We start from the raw sequence: 21,424 nt of genomic DNA, 5'->3' as shown, positions 1-21,424 counted from the left end.
ACTCGAAACTGGGATATCTGCCACCGACCGTCTATGAGCGGGCGATGGCGTCAAAACCACCTATCGAGGTGTCCGGAATTAGTTGACCACTGCAAACTTTTCGAAACTTGAGTTCGACTCGATAACTCAGGTCGGCGGATCTCGCCCATCCAACCCGGTCAGTCCCCTCTCCCTCTGGGAGAGGGTTAGGGTGAGGGGCTTTTTGCTCTGCGGGCGCGGAAGAACTCCGTCAGCACCGCACCACATTCCTCCGCCAACACCCCGCCTTCATACAACACCCGGTGATTCAAAAAGCCCTGGGTAAAAAACTGCCCCTGACTCTGCACAATCCCGGCCTTCGGCTCCAGCGCCCCATACACCACACGCGCCACCCGCGAATGCACGATCAACCCCGCGCACATGCTGCATGGCTCGAGCGTCACATACAGCGTGCTGCCCGGCAGCCGATAGTTATCCACCGCCTGCGCGGCCGCACGAATCGCGACCATTTCCGCATGCGCACTCGGGTCGCTGGCACTGATCGGGCAATTAAACCCACGCCCGATAATCTCGCCATCCTGCACCAACACCGCGCCCACCGGCACTTCGCCCAGCGCTGCACCTTGTGCGGCGAGCGCCAAGGCTTCACGCATGAAATCGCGATCACGGCTGCGGTCGATGATCGCCGCTGGGCGAATCTGGCGCATCACTTCACCTCGATGGCGGCCATCAGGCCGGTTTCCATGTGGTCGATCACGTGGCAGTGGAACATCCACACCCCCGGATTATCGGCCACCAACGCCACTTGCGCGCGCTCGTTCTTGCCCAGCAGATAGGTGTCGGTGAAATACGGAATGACCTTGTGCCGGTTCGACGACAACACTTTGAAGCTCATGCCGTGCAGGTGAATCGGGTGCTGATACTGGGTCATGTTTTTCAATTCGAAAATATAGCTCTGCCCCAGCTTCAAACTGGCAATCGGCCGATCAGCGCAGGTCTTGTCGGTGATGTCCCAAGCCTTGCCGTTGATCTGCCACAGGCTCGGCGGCCGCCCGTTGTCGACGTCGACCGACACCGAACCGACCCATTCGAAATTGAAGTTGAGTTTCTCGGCATTCGCCAGATCTGGTTCGGCCACCGGGTTGGCCGGCAAGGTTTTCGGCCAGTCGGTCGGCGCGTCGGTATTGGCCACCGAACGCAATGTGCCAAGACGCACCGGGCCATTACGCAACGACAACTCTTCGCCCGCCGCCGGTGCCTTGATCGCCAGACAAATGCGCATGCCCGGGCCCAGCCAATATTCTTTGCCCAATGGCCGTGGCTCGACCGGGTTGCCGTCCAGCGCATAAATTTTCGCTTCGACGCCGGGAATATTGATGCGATACGTGAGGGTGTTATCCAGATTGAGCAGCCGCACCCGGGTGATCTGCCCCGCCGGCAATTCAATCACCGGGGTCGGCACACCATTGATCGTCGACAAACGCCCCGCCGTACCGCCCCGCGCCGCTTCGCGCGGAATGCTGAACTCGACGAAATTGCCTACGTCATCAATGTGCCAATTCTTCAGGCTCAGGGTCTTTTCGTAGATGAAACCGGTCGGCTCGCGCTCTTCAATGATCAGCGGCCCGACCAACCCGCGACCGAGCTCTTCGCTGCTGCTGACGTGTGGGTGATACCAATAGCTGCCGGCGTCCGGCACGCGGAATTTGTAATCAAAGTATTCGCCCGGCAACACCGGCAGTTGCGAGACGTACGGTACGCCATCCATTTCCAGCGGCAGGCGGATGCCGTGCCAGTGAATCGTGGTCGCCACCGGCAAATGGTTGATGAAGCGCACTCGCAGCCATTCACCCTGACGCACGCGTAATTCGGTACCTGGCGCCGACGGGCCGAACGCCCACGCCTCGGTCTTGTGCCCTGGTACCAGTTCAACGTCCAGTGGCGCGGCGATCAGCTCGTAATCGTGACCCGCCTCAGCGTCGGCCATCTTGCCCAGCCAGTAACGCGACGCGCCCCCTGCGCCGACGCCAACGACAACTAGACCGGCCAGGCCACCGAGGATTTGGCGACGGGTAAAGGACATGAACTCAACTACCTCACATATCAGCGACAGGCCCGGGGGCCCGTTAAAAGGCGAATACGATACACCCGCAACTGCGAAACAGTAAGGCCGGCGTGGCAATGCGACACATGTTCGCCACCTGTGCGGGAACCTTTCGTACAGATCGCGTCCCTGCTTCCTTCACGCTCAGATGGCCTCAGCCCTACAGATTCGCGCCGCTGAAAAAGCCATAGTGTTGATCAGTTTTTCACCCCCCATTTCTCAAGGAGCGAGAAGTGAATATTTCTGTAACCCTGCCCCCATCTCTGCTTCCAAACCCTGCCGATGAACAGTCACTGCACGCGCTGGTTCTGCCGTTTACCGAGGCTTGCCCCGACCTGCACGACATGGCCCACGAAGCGGCCCAGGGCATTCTCGACAAGTACGGTATCAAAGACATTGATCCCGAAAATGTCTGGTGGCACCGCTTCAACAACACCTCGGTCAGCAGCGACAAAGCCTTTCTGGGCTGGGAGCACTACCCAAAGCCGTCGGAATCCTTGACGCTGACGGAGCTTCTGGTCAAACGTTTCCACGCCCACGATCAGGACAATGCCGACCTCCTCGACGGCTACGGCGGCTTTTACAGCGAAGGCGCAGACGCATCGGTCTACAACGAGACCAACGAAGTTCGCCTGCGCCCCAGCGAAGTGCTGAAAGACCTTTGGGCGATCAACTTCAGCGAACTCTATCGAACGAAAATGCAGCAGTTCTGGACGCTGCACGCCGACGATTTCCGCACGTTGGCCAAACTGAATTTCCTCGCCAAGGCCCTCGACGAACACGACGGCGAACGGCTGAACAATGAAAACCTCAAAACATTGATCAAGGCTGTGGCGAGCGATATCACCTGGCCGGTTTCGCTGGCATTTCTGCAACGCGAAACGCCCGTTGCTGACGGACTGCGAGTGAGCGCCCTGAACATCGGCGGCTACAGCGCCACGGATATTTTGTGCATCGCTGACAGCAATGGCGTGCAGATTCTCTACACCCCCGGTGAGCTTGACTGCTTCCATGTGTTCGCCACTGAGTCCGATCTGCATTGGTGGTTGTTGATGCAAAACAATCATGCGGAGAATCGCGCACGCTTCATGGCGCATTTCCCCTTGGCTGCCCAGCGACAGGACGATGGCAATATCGGTCTGAATGCCATGATCGACTTGCTGTACTCGACGTGGGGCGCCAGCGATCACCACTTGATCAACCAAAACACCACCGCAATCACAGGTGACGCGTTCAGTTGGCTACGCGACTCGGTCAAGGCGCGCATGCACAGCGATGCTGACCTTTCGCTGCATTCCAATGGCGAGCTGCGCAAGAAGATGTGGATCGGCTACCTGAACGCCTTTCTCCGGGTTTTCGGCTCCATGGCCGCCGTGGGCTGGCCCGTTGCGCTGGCAGTGGTCGGTGCGGGACTGGCCGACATGGGCATGAACATCGATCAAGCCATCAATGGCACCAGCAAGGCAGATCGCAAGGCCGGAGTCATCGGAGCGATCGCCAGCGGCATCGATGTGCTGTTCAACCTGTCGTACCTGCGTGGAGCAGCAGAGGTCGCGGAAGTTGGCGAAGCGAGCGAAATGTTTAACGTTCAGGACGAGTTTACCGAACCCCTTATCGACGAATCGACTGCAGATATTGCAGATGTCCCGCCAATTGCGCGTTATGCCCCAGGCCCCGCTTATGCGCAACAAGGCACAGACTTACTGGAGTCTTTCGAGACCAATGAAGTGCTGGACGGATTATCGCCTGTCTCGCAAGAAGGCCAGTATCAAGGGATTTTTCAACCACCGGGTGGTGGGCACTACGTACTGATCAACGACAGTTATTACCTGGTTCGCTTCATCAAAGAGCTCAAGGGCTGGGCGATCATTGATCCGGCAAATCCTCACTCGTTCTATCGCAGTTTGCCGATTCGTCTGGATGAGGCTGGGGAATGGCAACCGATCAATCGTCCGGGCCTGATGGGCGGCGGCAAGTGCATCGGGCTGTGGCCATGGGGTCGCGCTCGAACACCGCTTCCGGACGTGGACAGTCCGCCGACCGCCTACGACATTCCACCCGCTTCACGCGATGCGCTGAACGAACTCGCTCAAGGCCGGGGTACCAAATACGAGCTAAAAGATTACATGGCCACCCTGCCAAAAACCGACGCCAGCAATCCGCACGCTGAATTCAAGGCGTTACGCCAGACGCTATACCGCGATGCCAATGCCTTTCTGGAGTCCCACACGCTACCACCGCGCCCGGAAATCCCTGAATTGCCGGCGAAACTCGCGCCGAAAGAGATCATCAAGAAGCTGTATAAATCGGCGTCCGGGCTGGTCATTGGCGAGAATCACTCCAGTGTCGGCAGCAAACAGTTTCTGATCGACAACATGGCGGCACTCAGTAAACAGAAGGTCAAAACCCTGTATCTGGAGCATGTGCTGACAGACTTCCATCAAGCCGATCTGGATGTTTTCAATCGCACCGGGAAGATGTCAGAGACGCTGGAAACCTACCTGAAGACCATGGACGGGGGATTCAAAACCGACACCAGTGGCCAATACACTTTTCTCGAACTGGCCAAAGCGGCGCAAAAAAACCATATCCGCATCCAGTCGATCGATTGCCTGGCCAGCTATAGAAGCACCGGCATGAGCGGTGTCGACAAAAGCACGTTCCGCCAGAAGATGATGAATTACTTTTCGCATGAGGTGATCACCGCGGATCAGAACGCTCGTGGCGCCCATCGCTGGGTCGCGCTGGTAGGCGACAGCCATGCCAATACCTGGGAAGGCGTACCGGGTTTAAGCGAACTGGAAGGCGGCATCGGCCTGCGTATAGAAAGCACCCCGGCCGGAACTGCCCGAGGCATAGAGCCGGATCCCGGGCGCATTCCGACCGACGAGTTTGCCCGCCCGTTATCGCCCGTCAAAAGCGACCTGCGCCTGCAAATCGACACCCCCGCCAGCGTTGCCTTGGCCGACTCACTGGAAAAAACACTGATCAATCCCGGCGATTGCACGGTGATGAACATCGACGACGTCGCCACGCTGATTCATCGCAGCAGCGATGGCAACATCGTTCGCACGCCGATCCTCAACAAGGGCGGGTTCTATTACGTTGAACGGCCGAACTGGCCCATCAGCGGCCGACGTTACCCCAACCTTGCCGAGCTCTCGGCTGCGTTGCGGATCATGGGGTTCAAACCGATCAAAATCAGCTAACGTAAAAAAGCCCCGTGAACTCGCGTTCACGGGGCTTTTCGGGGTTAACACCGATCAATCAGACCGGGATTATTCCCACTCAATCGTCGCAGGCGGCTTGCTCGACACGTCATAAGTAACGCGCGAAATGCCTTCGATTTCATTGATGATGCGGCCGGAGACGGTTTCCAGCAGTTCGTAAGGCAGGTGCGCCCAACGCGCGGTCATGAAGTCGATGGTTTCTACGGCACGCAGGGCAACCACCCAAGCGTAACGACGGCCATCACCAACAACACCAACCGATTTCACTGGCTGGAACACGACAAAGGCTTGGCTGACTTTGTGGTACCAGTCGGCTTTGCGCAGTTCTTCGATGAAGATGTGGTCGGCACGACGCAGCAGGTCGGCGTATTCCTTTTTCACTTCACCGAGGATCCGCACGCCCAGACCCGGGCCCGGGAATGGGTGACGGTAGACCATGTCGTACGGCAGGCCGAGTTCCAGGCCCAGACGACGGACTTCGTCCTTGAACAGTTCGCGCAGTGGCTCGACCAGTTTCAGGTTCATCTCTTCCGGCAGGCCGCCCACGTTGTGGTGCGACTTGATCACGTGGGCCTTGCCGCTTTTCGCGCCAGCCGACTCGATCACGTCCGGGTAGATGGTGCCCTGAGCGAGGTACTTGATGTTGTCCAGTTTGTTCGACTGGGCATCGAATACGTCGATGAAGGTGCGACCGATGATTTTGCGCTTCTTCTCTGGATCGGCTTCGCCGGCCAGGTTGTTCAGGAACTGCTCTTCAGCGTTGGCGCGGATTACCTTGACGCCCATGTTCTCGGCGAACATGGCCATCACTTGCTCGCCTTCGTGCAGACGCAGCAGGCCGTTGTCGACGAAGACGCAGGTCAATTGGTCGCCGATGGCTTTGTGCAGCAGCGCGGCAACCACCGAGGAGTCAACGCCGCCGGACAGACCCAGCAGCACGTTGTCGGTGCCGACCTGAGCGCGGATGTTGGCGATGGCGTCTTCAGCGATCTTCGACGGCGTCCACAGGGCTTCACAGCCGCAGATGTCGAGAACGAAGCGCGACAGGATGCGACCGCCCTGTTTGGTGTGGGTCACTTCCGGGTGGAACTGCACGCCGTAGTAGCCGCGAGCGTCGTTGAACATACCGGCGATCGGGCAGCTCGGGGTGCTGGCGAGGACGTGGAAGTCTTCCGGCATCTTGGTGACCTTGTCACCGTGGCTCATCCAGACGTCGAGGCCGAACAGGCCATCAGCGTCGATGTGGTCTTCGATGCCGTCGAGCAGGCGGCTCTTGCCGACTACGTCAACGCGGGCGTAACCGAACTCACGCAGCTCGGAACCTTCAACCTTGCCGCCCAGTTGCTCGGCCATGGTCTGCATGCCGTAGCAGATACCGAAAACCGGTACGCCCAGATCGAACACTGCCTGTGGGCAGCGCGGGCTGTCGGCGACGTGTACGGACTCGGGGCCGCCGGCGAGGATGACGCCTTTAGGAGCGAATTCGCGGATCGCATCTTCGTCCATGTCGAACGGGTGCAGTTCGCAGTACACACCGATCTCGCGCACGCGGCGGGCGATCAGTTGGGTGTATTGCGAACCGAAGTCGAGGATCAGGATGCGGTGAGCGTGAATATCGAGGGCCATGGTAGAGCTCTGAAAAGCAGTTGCAAGCTTCAAGCTGCAAGCTGCAAGTTATCGGAAGCTGCGCGGTAGCTGCATGAATGCAGTACCGCTTGCAGCTTATAGCTTGTGGCTTATAGCTGTCGGCGTTAGCCGACCCGGTAGTTTGGCGCTTCTTTGGTGATCTGCACGTCGTGAACGTGGGATTCGGCCATGCCGGCGCCGGTGATCCGCACGAATTCAGGCTTGGTGCGCATTTCTTCGATGTTGGCGCTACCGGTGTAGCCCATCGAGGAACGCAGACCGCCCATCAACTGGTGAATGATCGCGCTCAGGGTGCCTTTGTACGGCACACGGCCTTCGATGCCTTCCGGAACAAGTTTCTCGGCGCCTGCCGAGGAATCCTGGAAGTAACGGTCGGAGGAACCTTGAGCCTGGGACATGGCGCCCAGCGACCCCATGCCGCGATACGCCTTGTACGAACGGCCCTGGAACAGTTCGATTTCGCCCGGCGCTTCTTCAGTACCGGCGAACATCGAGCCCATCATCACGCAGGAAGCACCGGCAACGATGGCCTTGGACAGGTCACCGGAGAAACGGATGCCGCCGTCGGCGATCAACGGTACGCCAGTGCCTTCAAGGGCAGCAGCAACGTTGGCGATGGCACTGATTTGCGGGACGCCGACACCGGCGACGATGCGGGTGGTGCAGATCGAGCCAGGGCCGATACCGACCTTGACTGCGTCAGCGCCTGCTTCGGCCAGAGCCTTGGCAGCGGCGCCGGTGGCGATGTTGCCGCCGATCACCTGCACTTCAGGGAAATTCTGTTTAACCCAGCGAACGCGGTCGATCACGCCTTTGGAGTGACCGTGAGCGGTATCGACTACCACCACGTCTACACCGGCATTGACCAGAGCGGCGACGCGGTCACCGGTGTCTTTACCGGTACCGACAGCAGCGCCAACGCGCAGACGACCTTGATCGTCCTTGCTGGCCAGCGGGTAGGCTTTGGCTTTTTCGATGTCGTTAACGGTCATCATGCCTTTGAGGGCAAATTTGTCGTCAACGATCAGAACGCGTTCGATGCGGTTTTTGTGCAGCAACTCGCGAACGTCGTTCTTGTCAGCGCCTTCCTTGACCGTGACCAGACGCTCTTTAGGCGTCATCACTTCACGGACGGTGGCTTCCAGACGGTTTTCGAAACGCACGTCACGGGAAGTGACGATGCCGACCAGGTCGCCATCGTGCAGTACCGGAACGCCGGAAATGTTGTGCAGACGGGTCAGTTCGAACAGTTCACGCACCGTGGCATCAGCCTCGATGGTGATCGGATCCTTGACTACACCGGCTTCGTAACGCTTGACCTTGCGAACTTCGGCAGCTTGCTGCTCGATGGTCATGTTCTTGTGGATAATGCCGATGCCACCTTCCTGAGCCATGGCAATTGCCAGACGGGCTTCAGTGACGGTGTCCATTGCGGCAGAAACCAGAGGAATATTCAGCTCGATGCCACGGGTTAGGCGGGTCTTGAGACTGACTTCGTTAGGAAGCACCTCGGAATAACCGGGCACTAGGAGAATGTCGTCGAATGTCAGAGCTTCTTGGCTGATACGCAGCATCGCGGGGGCTCCCGAGCGGGAAAATGGAAGCGCGCCATTATAGTCAGACACCCCCTTCGGATCAACGTAAAACTCAGTCTAATTGATATACGGAAAACCCTGTTTTTTGTAGGAGCTGCCGGAGGCTGCGATCTTTTGACGTTGTCTGTTAATAACAAGATCAAAAGATCGCAACCTTCGGCAGCTCCTACAGGGAATATTTGAGGGTCAGAGTTCTACTTTTACCCAACTGACGGGGAGATCGAGCCAGTCGGCGAACTCGTCGAGGAAGCTCTGTTTGAAACCCGCTTCCAGCCAGTTGTTGAAGATGAAGCCGAGGTTGGAAAACCCGCACTCCTGCAAATACAGAAAGCCGTTGATGTCGTCTTCGTGCCCGCATTCCGGGCAGGTGAAGTTATCGGTGCGCCCAGGCATCCAGTCTTCCAGGCTTTCGAACAGTGCCTCGCCGATCTCGCGACGGCATTCGGCACAACCGGCTTCTCCGAGAAACCCCTTGGCCGGGGTATAGATGCAGCGTTTGGTGACGATTTCCAGACCATTGATAGGCTCACCGAACGGCAACGCCTGCGGGTGCAGCACCACGGCCCGCGCGCCATCGGCAATCGCGTAAGCCATGCGATTGCCAGTGCGGCCACAGGTGCTCAGCTCTTCCTTGACGATGTTTTTGCGCACCAGCCAGCGCACGATCGCCCGGGCCCGGGGTTCGTGCACCGGCAGGGTGGAGATTTTCGGGACGATGATGCTTTGCGAATTCATGGTGCAAGCCTGCTGCAGATACTGAAATTTACCTCTGTAGGAGTGAGCCTGCTCGCGATAGCGGTGGGTCAGACACATCAAGATCAACTGATACACCGCTATCGCGAGCAGGCTCACTCCTACAAAGGAATTGCGGCCGGCAGCTTAATCCCTGACAAAATCCGGTCAAGTGCTGAGATAGCGCCCGATCAACGCCAGCCCACTCGCGAGCACCAGCCACGTCACCAATCGCACAAACGCCTCGCGCGACAACTTCATGGTCAACCGCCGCCCGACCCACAACCCCAACGCCATGGCCGGCAACAGACACAGCGCCAACATCAACAAGGGTAGCTCGGCATACACCCCGGCGATGGCAAACAAGCTCAAACGCACCACCGTGCTGCAACTGATCAGCGCACTTTGCGTGGCCCGCGCCGCTTCCTTCGGCAATCGGCTGTTCAAATAAATCGCATATAAAAAGCCGCCACTGCCAAACAGCGCACCAAATAACCCACCCACCGTGCCCATCGGCACTGCCCACCCGGCCGACAATTGCGTCGGCCGCGCTTTCACCCACAGGCTGTAAATCGCGTAAGCGCTGATAAACAGCCCCATCAACAGCAACAGCAGGTCGGATTTGAGGTTAAGCAGGAATATCACCCCCAACGTACAACCGACCGCCATACACGGCAGCAACCGCAACAGCTCCGGCTTAGCGACATCGCGCCGCGACGGCAGCAGATTGCCGAACGCCGCGACGAAATCCAGCAACACCAGCAGCGGCACGATCTTCGACAACGGCATGAACAGAATCAGAATCGGCCCCGCCACCAACGCCGTGCCGAACCCTGCGATACCGAAGACGATATAAGCCAGCACGATGCCCAAGCCGATGATCACCCAGCCTTGCACGCCCCACTGCCACTCACTCAACAAACCCGCCACGCTCATCGATGCGCTTCCTTAATAAGCCTGAGATGACTTTAGCCAGCGCCAACGCTTGCGACTAATATCTTCAAAGTCGCCAAGTCATCTCGAAAAGGCATACCTGATGCTTTCCACCCGACAATTGCGTTACTTCGTTGAAATCGCTGAATGCGGCAGTTTCAGTGCGGCGGCGGAGCGCTTGTTCATTGCCCAATCGGCGCTAAGCCGGCAGATCAAGGCCATGGAGACGCACCTGCAAACGCCGCTGTTCGAGCGTACTGCACGCCAGCCGCGACTCACGGCGGCGGGCGAAGCGTTTTTGCCGCGAGCGCGTAATCTGCTGATCGAACTGAACAAGGCCAGCGTCATGGCCACCGAAGTCGGTAACGGGCAACTCGGCACTCTGCGTTTGAGCCATTCCAGCACCGTGCCGATCAGTGGGCGTTTGCTCAGTATTATCGGCGCTTATCTACAGCAACAACCGGGCGTGTCGCTGGATATCGGCAAACTGTCTTCCGAGGCGCAATTGGAGGAATTGGCCGAAGGTCGCCTCGATGTCGGTTTGCTGCGCCTGCCAGTGCTGCGCCAGCGCGAAGGCATTCAGATCGTGCCGCTGTTTAGTGAGCGCCTGCTGCTGGCCGTGCCGGCGGATCATCGACTGGCCACCTTGGATACGGTGGAACTGGCGCAGCTCAAGGACGAAGCCTTCATCTCCATTCCCCATCCACAGCGCGGCGGCCTGAGCTATTTGTGCGCCGATCTGTGCATGCGCCAGGGTTTCTTCCCGAAAGCGGCGCGAGTAATGTCGCGCAAGACCACGCAGTTACAATTGATTCAGGGCGGATTCGGCATTGCCCTGCTGCCGGAATCAATGCAAGACATTGCACCGAGCGGCGTACGCTTTCTAACGCTCAGCGATCCCGACAGCCAAAGCACCGTCGCCCTCGCCTACCGCCAGAATCCCAGTCCCCTGATCCACCACTTCCTCCAGACCTTCACACCTCCCCTGTAGGAGCTGCCGAAGGCTGCGATCTTTTGACCTTGATCTCAAAAACCAGATCAAAAGATCGCAGCCTCGTTTCACTCGACAGCTCCTACAGGGATCGTGCAATGACGGCGAGAATGCCTTTAAACTGCGCCCCATGATTAAAGATCCCTTTGCAAGACTTGGCCTGGACCGTGAAGTCCTGACCGTCAGCCAGCTCAACGGCCGCGCGCGGGTGTTGCTCGAAGACGTGTTCAGCAACATCTGGGTCGAAGGCGAAATCTCCAACCTCGCCCGACCGGCGTCCGGCCACATCTACTTCACGCTCAAGGACAGTGGCGCGCAGGTGCGCTGCGCGCTGTTCCGGCAGAACGCCGCGCGCGTGCGCCAGGCGCTGAAAGATGGTTTGGCGGTGAAGGTGCGGGGCAAGGTCTCGCTGTTCGAAGGCCGTGGCGACTATCAGTTAATCCTCGACACCGTGGAGCCTGCCGGCGACGGGGTGCTGCGTCTGGCCTTCGATGCGCTGAAAGAAAAGCTCAGCGCCGAAGGCCTGTTCAGTGCCGAGCGCAAAGTGCCGCTGCCCGCGCATCCGCAGCGCATCGGCATTATCAGTTCGCCGACCGGCGCGGTGATTCGCGACATCATCAGCGTGTTCCGCCGTCGTGCGCCGCAGGTTCAGTTGACGCTGATTCCGACCGCCGTACAGGGCCGCGAAGCCACTGCACAAATCGTTCGCGCGCTGAAAATGGCCGATGCGCGGGGTTTCGACGCATTGATCCTCGCCCGTGGCGGCGGCTCGCTGGAAGACCTCTGGTGTTTCAACGAAGAAGCCGTGGCCCGCGCCGTCGATGCCTGCGTGACACCGATTGTCAGCGCGGTTGGCCATGAAACCGATGTGTCGATCAGTGACTTTGTTGCTGACGTTCGCGCACCGACGCCATCTGCGGCTGCCGAATTGCTCGCGCCTGATTCCAGCCATCTGATCCGCCAGGTCGAAAGCCTGCATCGCCGCCTGGTGATGCGCATGCGTGACCGTTTGATGCGTGATCGTCTGCGCCTCGAAGGCATGGCGCGTCGCCTGCGTCATCCCGGCGAACGTCTGCGCCAGCAAGCGCAACGTCTGGACGATCTGGACATGCGCATGCGCCGGGCCTTCGAGCGCAGTCTCAATACCCGTCGCGAACGGCTGATCCGTCTGGAAACCCGCCTCGCCGGGCAACACCCAGGCCGCCAGTTGGCGATGTTGCGCCAGCGTCTAGACAGCCTCGCCGAGCGTCTGCCGCGTGCCATGCGTGAAGGCCTGAAAAACCGTCGTCTGCAATTGCACAGTCAGATGCAGACGCTGCACGTGGTCAGCCCGTTGGCGACCCTCGGTCGTGGTTACAGCATTCTGCTCGATGAGCGCGGCCATGCGATTCGTAACGCCGCGCAGACCCACACCGGCCAGCGTCTGAAAGCCAAACTCGGCGAAGGCGAACTGCAAGTGCGCGTCGAGGACAATCACCTGACGCCTGTCACCCTTTCTTTACTGGACTGATACATGCCGCGTTTTCTGGCTCCACTGTTTTTGCTCTGCCTGACCTTCAACGCCCATGCCGACAGCTACATCACCCGCATGCTCAACAAACCGGTACCGGGTGGCGTCGCCGTGGTTGATCTGGGCACGGCCGCGCAGGCGCCGACCGCCACCTATCAAGGCAAACCGGTGCTGGTGGTCAAGGAACAGGACAACTGGCTGGCAATCGTCGGCGTGCCGTTGACAGTCAAACCGGGTGCGCAGCAGATCAGCAGTGGCGGCCGTAATCTGCCGTTTACTGTCGGCAACAAGAAATACCCGGAACAGCACATCACCCTGAAGAACAAGCAGCAGGTCAATCCGGATCAGTCGAACCTTAAGCGCATCGAGGGTGAGCTGGCCGTGCAGATCAAGGCCTATCGCAGCTTCAGCCCGAACACGCCGAGCAATCTGCTGTTGGACAAGCCGGTCAACGGGCCGCTGTCGAGCAAGTTTGGTGTGCGCCGCTTCTTTAATGGTGAAGAACGCAATCCGCACGCCGGTCTCGATTTCGCTGTACCGGCAGGCACGCCGATCAAGACCCCGGCGGCGGGTAAGGTAATTCTGATCGGCAACTACTTCTTTAATGGCAACACGGTGTTCGTCGACCATGGGCAGGGCTTTATCAGCATGTTCTGCCATATGTCGAAGATTGACGTGAAGGACGGCCAGCAACTGGCGCGTGGCGCGGTGGTGGGCAAGGTGGGCATGACCGGCCGCGCAACCGGGCCGCATATGCACTGGAATGTCAGCCTGAATGATGCGCGGGTGGATCCGGCGATTTTCATTGGCGCGTTTCAACCTTAAGGAATTCGGTGAGGCTAATGGCCTCTTCGCGAGCAAGCTTTGCTCCTACCAGGACACCGCATACTTGTAGGAGCAGAGCTTGCTCGCGAAGACGGCCTCAAAACCACTAAAACACCCTCTGACACCCACCACCGTCAATTGCGTCCCAATCTAACCTCACGCAAACTTCAACAAGATCCGCTGATTTACTCGCAATAAAATCCCGCAAAAACTCTCTTTCCGAGTATTCCTCTCAATTTTTTTCGACTGCTTGCCATCCTCTCCCCTCGCGGTTAGGGTTGAAGGCATGAAAACCTCTCACACCCTCATTCAGCTTCGCCAGCACCGCAGCCTGTGCCTCGTCAGCGCACGACTGCCAGGCTGAATCGCTGCGCCTCGCCCAGAGCTTTTCCCAACATATTCGTAACACCGGCAGGCCGCCTTTTTTCGGCCCAGACAATAAGGAATTTCCCGATGAGCATGCTCAAAGACCCGTCTTCGAAATACCGCGCGTTTCCTGTCATCAACCTGCCGGATCGCACCTGGCCGTCGAAGACCATCGACACCGCGCCGATCTGGTGCAGCTCCGACCTGCGTGACGGCAACCAGTCGCTGATCGAGCCGATGGACGCGGTGAAGAAGCTGCGCTTCTGGAAAACCCTGGTGCAAGTCGGCGTGAAGGAAATCGAAGCCTCGTTCCCGGCCGCTTCGCAAACCGACTTCGACTTCGTGCGCACCCTCATCGAAGAAGGCCACATCCCGGACGACACCACCATTCAGGTGCTGACCCAGGGTCGTGAAGACTTGATCGAGCGCACCTTCGAATCCCTGCGCGGCGCGAAGAAAGCCATCGTTCACTTGTACAACGCCACTTCGCCTTCTTTCCGTCGTATCGTCTTCAACCAGGACAAGGACGGCATCAAGGCCATCGCCGTGAACGCCGCCAAGCTGTTCGTCAAATACGCCGCGATGCAGCCGGACACCGAGTGGACGTTCGAATACTCGCCGGAAACCTTCAGCGCTACCGAGCTGGAATTCGCCAAGGAAGTCTGTGACGCGGTGATCGAGGTGTGGAACCCGACGCCTGAGCACAAGATGATCCTCAACCTGCCCGCCACCGTTGAGTGCGCAACGCCGAACATCTACGCCGATCAGATCGAGTGGTTCGGCCGCAACATCAACCGTCGTGACAGCGTGATCATCAGCCTGCACACCCACAACGACCGTGGCACTGGCGTTGCCGCCACCGAGCTGGGCCTGATGGCGGGCGCCGATCGCGTCGAAGGCTGCCTGTTCGGCAACGGCGAGCGTACCGGTAACGTCGACCTCGTCACGGTCGCACTGAACATGTACACCCAGGGTCTCGACCCGCAGCTGGACTTCTCCGACATCGACGGCGTGCGCAAAGTCGTCGAAGAGTGCAACCAGATTCAGGTTCACCCGCGTCACCCTTACGTTGGCGACCTGGTGCACACCGCGTTCTCCGGCTCGCACCAGGATGCGATCCGCAAAGGTTTCTCCCAGCAGAAACCAGACGCACTGTGGGAAGTGCCGTACTTGCCGATCGACCCGGCCGACATCGGCCGCAGCTACGAGGCGGTGATTCGCGTCAACAGCCAGTCGGGCAAGGGCGGCATCGCGTACTTGCTGGAGCAGGAATACGGCATCAGCCTGCCACGTCGCATGCAGATCGAATTCAGTCAGGTTGTGCAGCGTGAAACCGATCGTCTCGGTCTGGAGATGACCGCCAAGCAGATTCACTCGCTGTTGATCAGCGAATACCTGCAAGCCAACACCCCGTACGCGCTGGTCAGCCATCGCTTGCAGGAAGAAAACGGCAACAGCAATGTTGAAGTGGAAGTGGCGAGCAAAGGTCAGGGCGAAACCAACCTGCACTGGCGCGGCAAGGGCAACGGTGCGCTGGAAGCACTGGTCGCCGGCCTGCCGATTCCGGTGGAGATCATGGACTACAACGAACACGCAATCGGCGCCGGCACCAACGCCAAAGCGGCGGCGTACATCGAGCTGCGTGTGAACGGTGAACGTGCGGTGCACGGCGTGGGTATCGATGAAAACATCACCACGGCCAGCTTCAAGGCACTGTTCAGCGCGCTGAACCGCTCGCTGAGCCAGCCTGAGGCGAAAGCGGCGTAATCGACTGCTGAAATGCAAAAGGCCCCGAAGCTAAAGCTTCGGGGCCTTTTTTTTGTCTGCTGACGGCGATCGTTCCCACGCTCCGCGTGGGAATGAATCAGGGGACGCTCCGCGTCCAGTGACGCAGAGCGTCACGGGCTGCATTCCCACGCAGAGCGTGGAACGATCAGATTGCTCACGAAGGCGTCCTGTCCGTCACCCCATCCTTTCAGGTGAACTCAAACGTATCGGCATCCAGATTCGCCGGAAAACGCTCGCGATACGCCGCCAATGGCGCCGCTTCCAGCACCACCTTGAACACCCCGTCCGCCTCCCCCGCCGCCAGCAAGCTCTCGCCCTGAAAATCCAGCACCTGGCTGTCACCGGTATAAGCGAAACCCTTACCATCAGTGCCAACGCGATTCACCGCTGCCACATAACAAAGGTTTTCGATCGCCCGCGCCGGCAGCAAACGGTTCCAGTGCAAACGCCGCGCACCCGGCCAGTTCGCGGTGTACAGCAGCAAATCCGTATCCTGCGAATCACGGCTCCACACCGGGAAGCGCAGGTCGTAGCAAATCAGCGGACGCACGCGCCAGCCCTTCAGTTCGAATTGCACCTGCCGCTCGCCGGGGGTGTAGTGGTTGTGCTCACCGGCCATGCGGAACAGGTGACGCTTGTCGTAATGCAACACTTCACCGTCCGGCCGCGCCCACAACAGACGATTACGATGGCTGCCGTCTGCCGCCTGAATAATCACGCTGCCGGTAATCACCGCATCGAGTTTCGCCGCCTGAACGCGCAGCCATTTGCTGGTCGGGCCGTTCTCGGCTTCGGCGAGCGTTTCTGACTCCATGGAGAAACCGGTGGTGAACATTTCCGGCAGGATGATCAAATCCGCCCCACGCGCCTGCTCCAGCAATTGCTCGAAATGCTCGAAGTTGGCCTGACGGTCGTGCCAGGCCAGGGTGGTCTGGATCAGCGCCAGATTCAGATCGGGTAATGCACTCAGATCACGCATAGTTTCGCCGCCGCTTCACGCAGCGTCTCCTCGCGCTTGGCAAAGCACAGGCGCACCAGGCGCTGGCCTTGCGGTGGATTCTGGTAGAACACCGACACCGGAATACTTGCCACGCCGTGCTCACGGGTCATCCACATCGCCATCTCGACATCGCTCAGATCAGGACGAATCTGCGAGTAGTCGACCAGTTGGAAATAGGTGCCCGCGACACGGCTGAAGGTGAAGCGCGACGGGGCCAGCAGGTCGCAGAACAGGTCGCGTTTGGCCTGATAAAAACCCGGCAACTCTTCGACGTGCTCCGGGTGCTCGGCCATGTAATCGGCCAACGCGTATTGCAGCGGTGTGACGCCGCAGAAGCTGACGTACTGATGGACTTTACGCAGTTCGGCGGTCAGTGCCGGCGGCGCAACGACATAGCCGGTTTTCCAGCCCGTGACGTGATAGGTCTTGCCGAACGAGCTGACCACGAAGGCGCGCTGATACAGCTCTTCGTGCGCGAGCACGCTGACGTGGGGCACGCCGTCGAAGACCAGGTGTTCGTAGACTTCATCGCTGATCAGGTAGATGTCGCGGTCGCGGATCAGCGCTGCCAGTTGATCGAGTTCGTCGCGGGTGATCAGGGCGCCGCTCGGGTTGTGCGGGGTGTTGATGACGATCATTTTCGTGCGCGGGCTCAGGGCCGCCGCGAGTTGCTCGAAATCGATGGAGAAGTCATCCGGGTTCAGTTGCACATGCACGCAACGACCGCCCGCCAATTCCGTCGCCGGTGCATAGCTGTCGTAGCATGGATCGAACACGATGACTTCGTCGCCGCTGTGGATAACCGCCTGAATCGCACAGAAGATGGCTTGAGTCGCACCGGGAGTGACGGTCACTTCGCTGTCGGCGTTGACCTGCACGCCATAGCTGCGCTCGATTTTCAGCGCAATCTGTTCGCGCAGCGCCGGCAAACCGGTCATCGGCGAATACTGGTTGTGGCCACTGGCAATGTGCCGACCGACCGCATCGCGCAACGACTGCGGGCCGTCGAAATCAGGAAAACCCTGGGACAGGTTGATCGCGCCGGTCTGCGCCGCGAGCTGAGACATCTGCGTGAAAATAGTGATGCCGACATTCGGCAGCTTACTGGTGATCATCGGGGGTTCCCTGCTCAACACCCGGCTCTGACGACGGCGCGGGAGAGCCCGAGGATAGCCCATCCGGCGCCCATAAAAAAAGGGCGCTCTGGTGAGCGCCCTTCTTATCGCAGAACCCTGTAGGAGCTGCCGAAGGCTGCAATCTTCTGATCTTTCCTTTAAAGCAAAATCAAAAGATCGCAGCCTGCGGCAGCTCCTACAGAAGCCATTGAGCATTCCCACACCAAGGCAGGAATGGCCACCTCAATTACTTCTTGTCGCGGCGCTTTTTGTCGGCTTTCTTGCTGTGCGACATCATTCGACGCTTCCTGTTGACCTGGCGGTCGGTCAGGGTGTTTTTGTTGCCTTCGTACGGGTTCTCGCCGCCCTTGAACTCGATGCGGATCGGCGTACCGACCAGCTTGAGCACACGACGGTAAGTGTTCTCCAGATAGCGCACATACGACTTCGGCACTTTCTCGATCTGGTTACCGTGGATCACGATGATCGGCGGGTTAGCACCACCCAAGTGAGCGTAACGCAGCTTGATCCGGCGGTTGTTGACCATCGGTGGCGCGTGCTCGCCCACCGCGTCTTCCAGAATCTGGGTCAGACGGTTGGTCGGCCAGCGGGTAACCGCGGACTTGAACGAGTTCTGTACGGATGCGTAGAGGTTGCCCACGCCAGTGCCGTGCAGTGCCGAAATGAAGTGGATGTCGGCGTAATCAACGAAGAACAGACGACGCTGCAGCTCGACCTTGACGAAGTCGCGCTCGCTCGGCGTCATGCCGTCCCACTTGTTGATCGCGATCACCAGCGCACGGCCCGACTCGATGGCGAAGCCGAGCAGGTTGAGGTCGTGATCGACCACACCTTCACGGGCGTCCATCACAAAGATCACCACGTTGGCGTCTTTGATCGCTTGCAGGGTTTTCACCACGGAGAACTTTTCAACTTCTTCGTGAATCTTGCCGCGCTTGCGCACACCGGCGGTGTCGATCAGCGTGTACTTCTCTTCATTCCGCTCGAACGGGATGTAGATACTGTCGCGGGTGGTGCCGGGCTGGTCATAAACGATTACCCGGTCTTCACCGAGCATACGGTTGACCAGGGTCGATTTGCCGACGTTCGGACGACCGATGATGGCGATCTTGATCCCGTCTTTTTCGCTCGGGCCAGGAATGCGCTTGGCTTCCTCACCTTCGGCAACGATTTCTTCTTCGCCGTCTTCCGGCTCTTCTTCATCACGCGGGAAATCACCCAGGGCGATTTCCAGCATCTGCGTGATGCCACGGCCGTGAGCACCAGCGATCGGAATCGCGTGGCCCATGCCCAGTGGTGCGAATTCAGCGCGGGCCATTTCCGGGTCGATGTTGTCGACCTTGTTGGCAACCACGTAGGAACGCTTGTTACGTTTGCGCAGGTGTTCGGCGATCATCTGGTCGGCGGCAGTGAAACCGGCCTTGGCATCTACCAGGAACAGCACAACATCCGCTTCTTCAATAGCCAGCAGCGACTGCTCGGCCATTTTTTCGTCCATACCGTGCTCGTCACCGGAGATACCACCGGTGTCGACCAGAATGTAGGAACGCCCTTGCCACTTGGCCTCACCGTACTGGCGATCACGGGTCAGACCGGACAAGTCGCCGACGATGGCGTCGCGAGTCCTGGTGAGGCGGGTGAACAAGGTGGACTTGCCGACGTTCGGTCGGCCCACCAGGGCGATTACGGGAACCATGCGGCTCTCCACTTCGTTATTTCAGAAAATACAAAAGCCGCTGCGAGGCAGCGGCTGGTGCTCGGGGCAACACTGTGGGAGTGAACAGGTTCACTTCCACAAGTGAAGCTGCCTGGGGTGTTATCCCCAAGCATAGTTGTTACTTGATGGTCAGGGCTTCCAGTTTGCCGCTGTTGCCATACACATAAATCGTGTCACCCACCACCAGCGGACGGGCACGCAGGCCGTCGCTGTCGATGCGCTCACGGCCGACGAAACGACCGTCAACCTGACTCAACAGGTGCAGATAACCTTCCAGGTCACCCACTGCTACATAGCTGGAGAACACTTCCGGAGCCGACAGTTGACGGCGAGCCAGCGAATCGTTGCTCCACAATGCTGTGGTGGAACGCTCGTCGACGCCTTCAACAGTGCCCGAAGACAGGCTCACGTAAACGCTGCCGAAACCCTGAGCAATACCCGCGTAGCTCGACGCATCGCGCTGCCAGAGTTGACGACCGCTTTCCAGATCCAGTGCCGCGACGCGACCCTGATAGCTGGCAACGTACAGGGTACCGCCGGACAACAGCAGACCGCCGTCGATGTCGACCACGCGCTCCAGTTCCGAACGACCTTGCGGAATCGCAATGCGTTGTTCCCAGACCGGCACGCCGTTGGAAATATCCAGGGCGACGACTTTACCAGTCGACAGGCCAGCCACCGCGAGGCGATTGGTGACCAGCGGTGCACTGGTGCCACGCAGGGTCAGAACGGCCGGGGTGCTGTCATACACCCAGCGTTGCGTACCGGTGGAGGCATCCAGACCGATCAGACGATCGTCCTGAGTCTGCACAACCACCACGTCGCCGTTGTTGGCCGGCGGCGCGAGTACTTCGCTGTTGACGCGAGCACGCCACTTCTCTTCACCATTGCTGGCGTCCAGAGCGACGACTTCGCCACGCAGCGTACCGATCAGAACCAGACCGTAACCCACGCCAACGGCGCCGGAGACAGGCAGTTCAAGGTCTTGCTTCCACTTCACGTCGCCGTTGCTGCGATCCATGCCCATCACCACGCCGGTTACATCGGCGGCGTAGATGGTGTCACCGTCGATCGCCGGCACCAGCATGTTATAGGTTTCGCCCTGACCGTCACCGATCGAACGACTCCACTGCTTTTGCAGAACCACTTCTTCTTTGAAGTCGGTCAGTTCAGCCGGTGGCAATTCTTTTTTGCTGTTGCTGCTGCAACCCGCGGCCAGAAGGGCCAGAGCCAGCAATGCTGCATGCTTCCAACGGATCACGTCACGCATCCCCTTTGGCCAGGTCGTCGAGCTTGATTTGAAGGCCACCGACCGCCGCTTCATCCGACAGTGCTGCCTTGGCTTTTTGATACGCCTTGTTCGCGTCATCGGTACGGCCCAGCTGCACCAGCAGGTCGCCCTTGAGTTCTTCGCGAGTGGCCAGGAACGCTTTGTCGGCGTCGCCGTCGAGCAGTTTCAGACCGTCTTCAGCTTTGTTCAACGCACCCAAAACCTGTGCCAGACGCTGACGGGCGATTTCGCCCAGCGCCGGGTTGACCGGTTTGTCGACGATGGCTTTCAGCTCGGTCGCGGCGTCGTCCAGCTTGCCGCTGTCGACCGCCACTTTGGCGACGAACAGGCTGCCGTACTGCGCGTAGGCAGTACCGCCGAATTCGCTGTTGAGCTTGCCGGCCAGATCCGCAACGCGGGCAGCATCAGGCTTGCCGTCAGGCGTCAGCGTGGTTTCCAGCAATTGCTGATAGAGCACCGAGGCGCCTTGCGACTGGTTGCCCTGATATTTGTGATAAGCCTGCCAGCCGAACACGATGACCAGCGCCAACAGGCCGCCGGTGACCAGAGGTTTGCCGTTGCGTGTCCACCCGTCCTTCAT

The 21,424-nt window shown here is 59.2% G+C and carries 16 protein-coding genes; 5 read left to right on the top strand and 11 right to left on the bottom strand.

Going from position 1 to position 21,424, the window contains the following annotated elements; genetic code table 11:
* Positions 1-185: 185 nt before the first annotated feature.
* Positions 186-686: a tRNA adenosine(34) deaminase TadA gene (gene tadA, locus ACIP66_RS25310; protein ID WP_053123497.1), complete on the bottom strand. Its 501-nt coding sequence runs from the start codon at positions 684-686 to the stop codon at positions 186-188.
* Entirely contained in the window at positions 686-2,062 is a 1,377-nt protein-coding gene (locus ACIP66_RS25305; RefSeq protein WP_053123498.1) for a multicopper oxidase family protein, read from the bottom strand. The genes tadA and ACIP66_RS25305 overlap by 1 nt, the downstream gene beginning before the upstream one ends.
* 254 nt (positions 2,063-2,316) lie before the next feature.
* On the opposite strand from ACIP66_RS25305, the gene ACIP66_RS25300 reads away from it, so the two are divergent.
* Entirely contained in the window at positions 2,317-5,292 is a 2,976-nt protein-coding gene (locus ACIP66_RS25300) for a membrane-targeted effector domain-containing toxin (RefSeq protein WP_400651765.1), read from the top strand.
* A 69-nt stretch (positions 5,293-5,361) separates the two neighbouring features.
* Here ACIP66_RS25300 and guaA read toward each other — a convergent pair whose 3' ends face one another.
* The 4 genes from guaA to ACIP66_RS25280 form a co-directional block, all read right to left on the bottom strand.
* Positions 5,362-6,939: a glutamine-hydrolyzing GMP synthase gene (guaA, locus tag ACIP66_RS25295; protein WP_053123501.1), complete on the bottom strand. Its 1,578-nt coding sequence runs from the start codon at positions 6,937-6,939 to the stop codon at positions 5,362-5,364.
* A gap of 125 nt (positions 6,940-7,064) precedes the next feature.
* Positions 7,065-8,534: an IMP dehydrogenase gene (guaB, locus tag ACIP66_RS25290; RefSeq protein WP_064118939.1), complete on the bottom strand. Its 1,470-nt coding sequence runs from the start codon at positions 8,532-8,534 to the stop codon at positions 7,065-7,067.
* A gap of 207 nt (positions 8,535-8,741) precedes the next feature.
* Positions 8,742-9,290, bottom strand: a complete 549-nt coding sequence (locus ACIP66_RS25285) for a sugar ABC transporter ATPase (RefSeq protein WP_053123506.1) — start codon at positions 9,288-9,290, stop codon at positions 8,742-8,744.
* A gap of 165 nt (positions 9,291-9,455) precedes the next feature.
* Complete coding sequence (locus tag ACIP66_RS25280) at positions 9,456-10,223, bottom strand: sulfite exporter TauE/SafE family protein (RefSeq protein ID WP_400651760.1); 768 nt, start codon at positions 10,221-10,223, stop codon at positions 9,456-9,458.
* A gap of 100 nt (positions 10,224-10,323) precedes the next feature.
* On the opposite strand from ACIP66_RS25280, the gene ACIP66_RS25275 reads away from it, so the two are divergent.
* From ACIP66_RS25275 to leuA, 4 genes are all read left to right on the top strand, one after another.
* On the top strand, positions 10,324-11,211 hold the full coding sequence (locus ACIP66_RS25275; RefSeq protein ID WP_400651758.1) for a LysR family transcriptional regulator: 888 nt from the start codon (positions 10,324-10,326) through the stop codon (positions 11,209-11,211).
* A gap of 130 nt (positions 11,212-11,341) precedes the next feature.
* Positions 11,342-12,721: an exodeoxyribonuclease VII large subunit gene (gene xseA / locus ACIP66_RS25270; protein WP_400651755.1), complete on the top strand. Its 1,380-nt coding sequence runs from the start codon at positions 11,342-11,344 to the stop codon at positions 12,719-12,721.
* A gap of 3 nt (positions 12,722-12,724) precedes the next feature.
* A complete protein-coding gene (locus ACIP66_RS25265) occupies positions 12,725-13,546 on the top strand; it encodes a peptidoglycan DD-metalloendopeptidase family protein (protein ID WP_282354647.1) in 822 nt (273 codons plus the stop codon).
* Between the two features lie 453 nt (positions 13,547-13,999).
* A complete protein-coding gene (gene leuA / locus ACIP66_RS25260) occupies positions 14,000-15,679 on the top strand; it encodes a 2-isopropylmalate synthase (protein WP_053123514.1) in 1,680 nt (559 codons plus the stop codon).
* A 208-nt stretch (positions 15,680-15,887) separates the two neighbouring features.
* On the opposite strand, the gene ACIP66_RS25255 is transcribed toward leuA, so the two are convergent.
* From ACIP66_RS25255 to ACIP66_RS25235, 5 genes are all read right to left on the bottom strand, one after another.
* Positions 15,888-16,679 (bottom strand): amidohydrolase, encoded by a 792-nt coding sequence (locus ACIP66_RS25255; RefSeq protein ID WP_212548801.1) that lies wholly within the window; start codon positions 16,677-16,679, stop codon positions 15,888-15,890.
* Entirely contained in the window at positions 16,667-17,815 is a 1,149-nt protein-coding gene (locus ACIP66_RS25250; protein ID WP_400651750.1) for a pyridoxal phosphate-dependent aminotransferase, read from the bottom strand. The genes ACIP66_RS25255 and ACIP66_RS25250 overlap by 13 nt, the downstream gene beginning before the upstream one ends.
* 247 nt (positions 17,816-18,062) lie before the next feature.
* The gene (gene der / locus ACIP66_RS25245) at positions 18,063-19,532 is read right to left on the bottom strand and encodes a ribosome biogenesis GTPase Der (protein ID WP_400651747.1); all 1,470 of its coding nucleotides are present in this window, start codon (positions 19,530-19,532) and stop codon (positions 18,063-18,065) included.
* 139 nt (positions 19,533-19,671) lie between these two features.
* Entirely contained in the window at positions 19,672-20,823 is a 1,152-nt protein-coding gene (gene bamB, locus ACIP66_RS25240) for an outer membrane protein assembly factor BamB (RefSeq protein WP_053123522.1), read from the bottom strand.
* A partial coding sequence (locus tag ACIP66_RS25235; RefSeq protein WP_400651744.1) for a tetratricopeptide repeat protein occupies positions 20,816-21,424 on the bottom strand: 609 nt, incomplete at its 5' end. The genes bamB and ACIP66_RS25235, both read right to left, overlap by 8 nt.

The sequence above is a fragment of the Pseudomonas sp. NPDC088429 genome (assembly GCF_044753305.1).
Lineage (GTDB): Bacteria > Pseudomonadota > Gammaproteobacteria > Pseudomonadales > Pseudomonadaceae > Aquipseudomonas > Aquipseudomonas rustica.
Note: the sequence above shows the minus strand (reverse complement) of the source record. Positions and strands in the feature narration are given on the sequence as shown.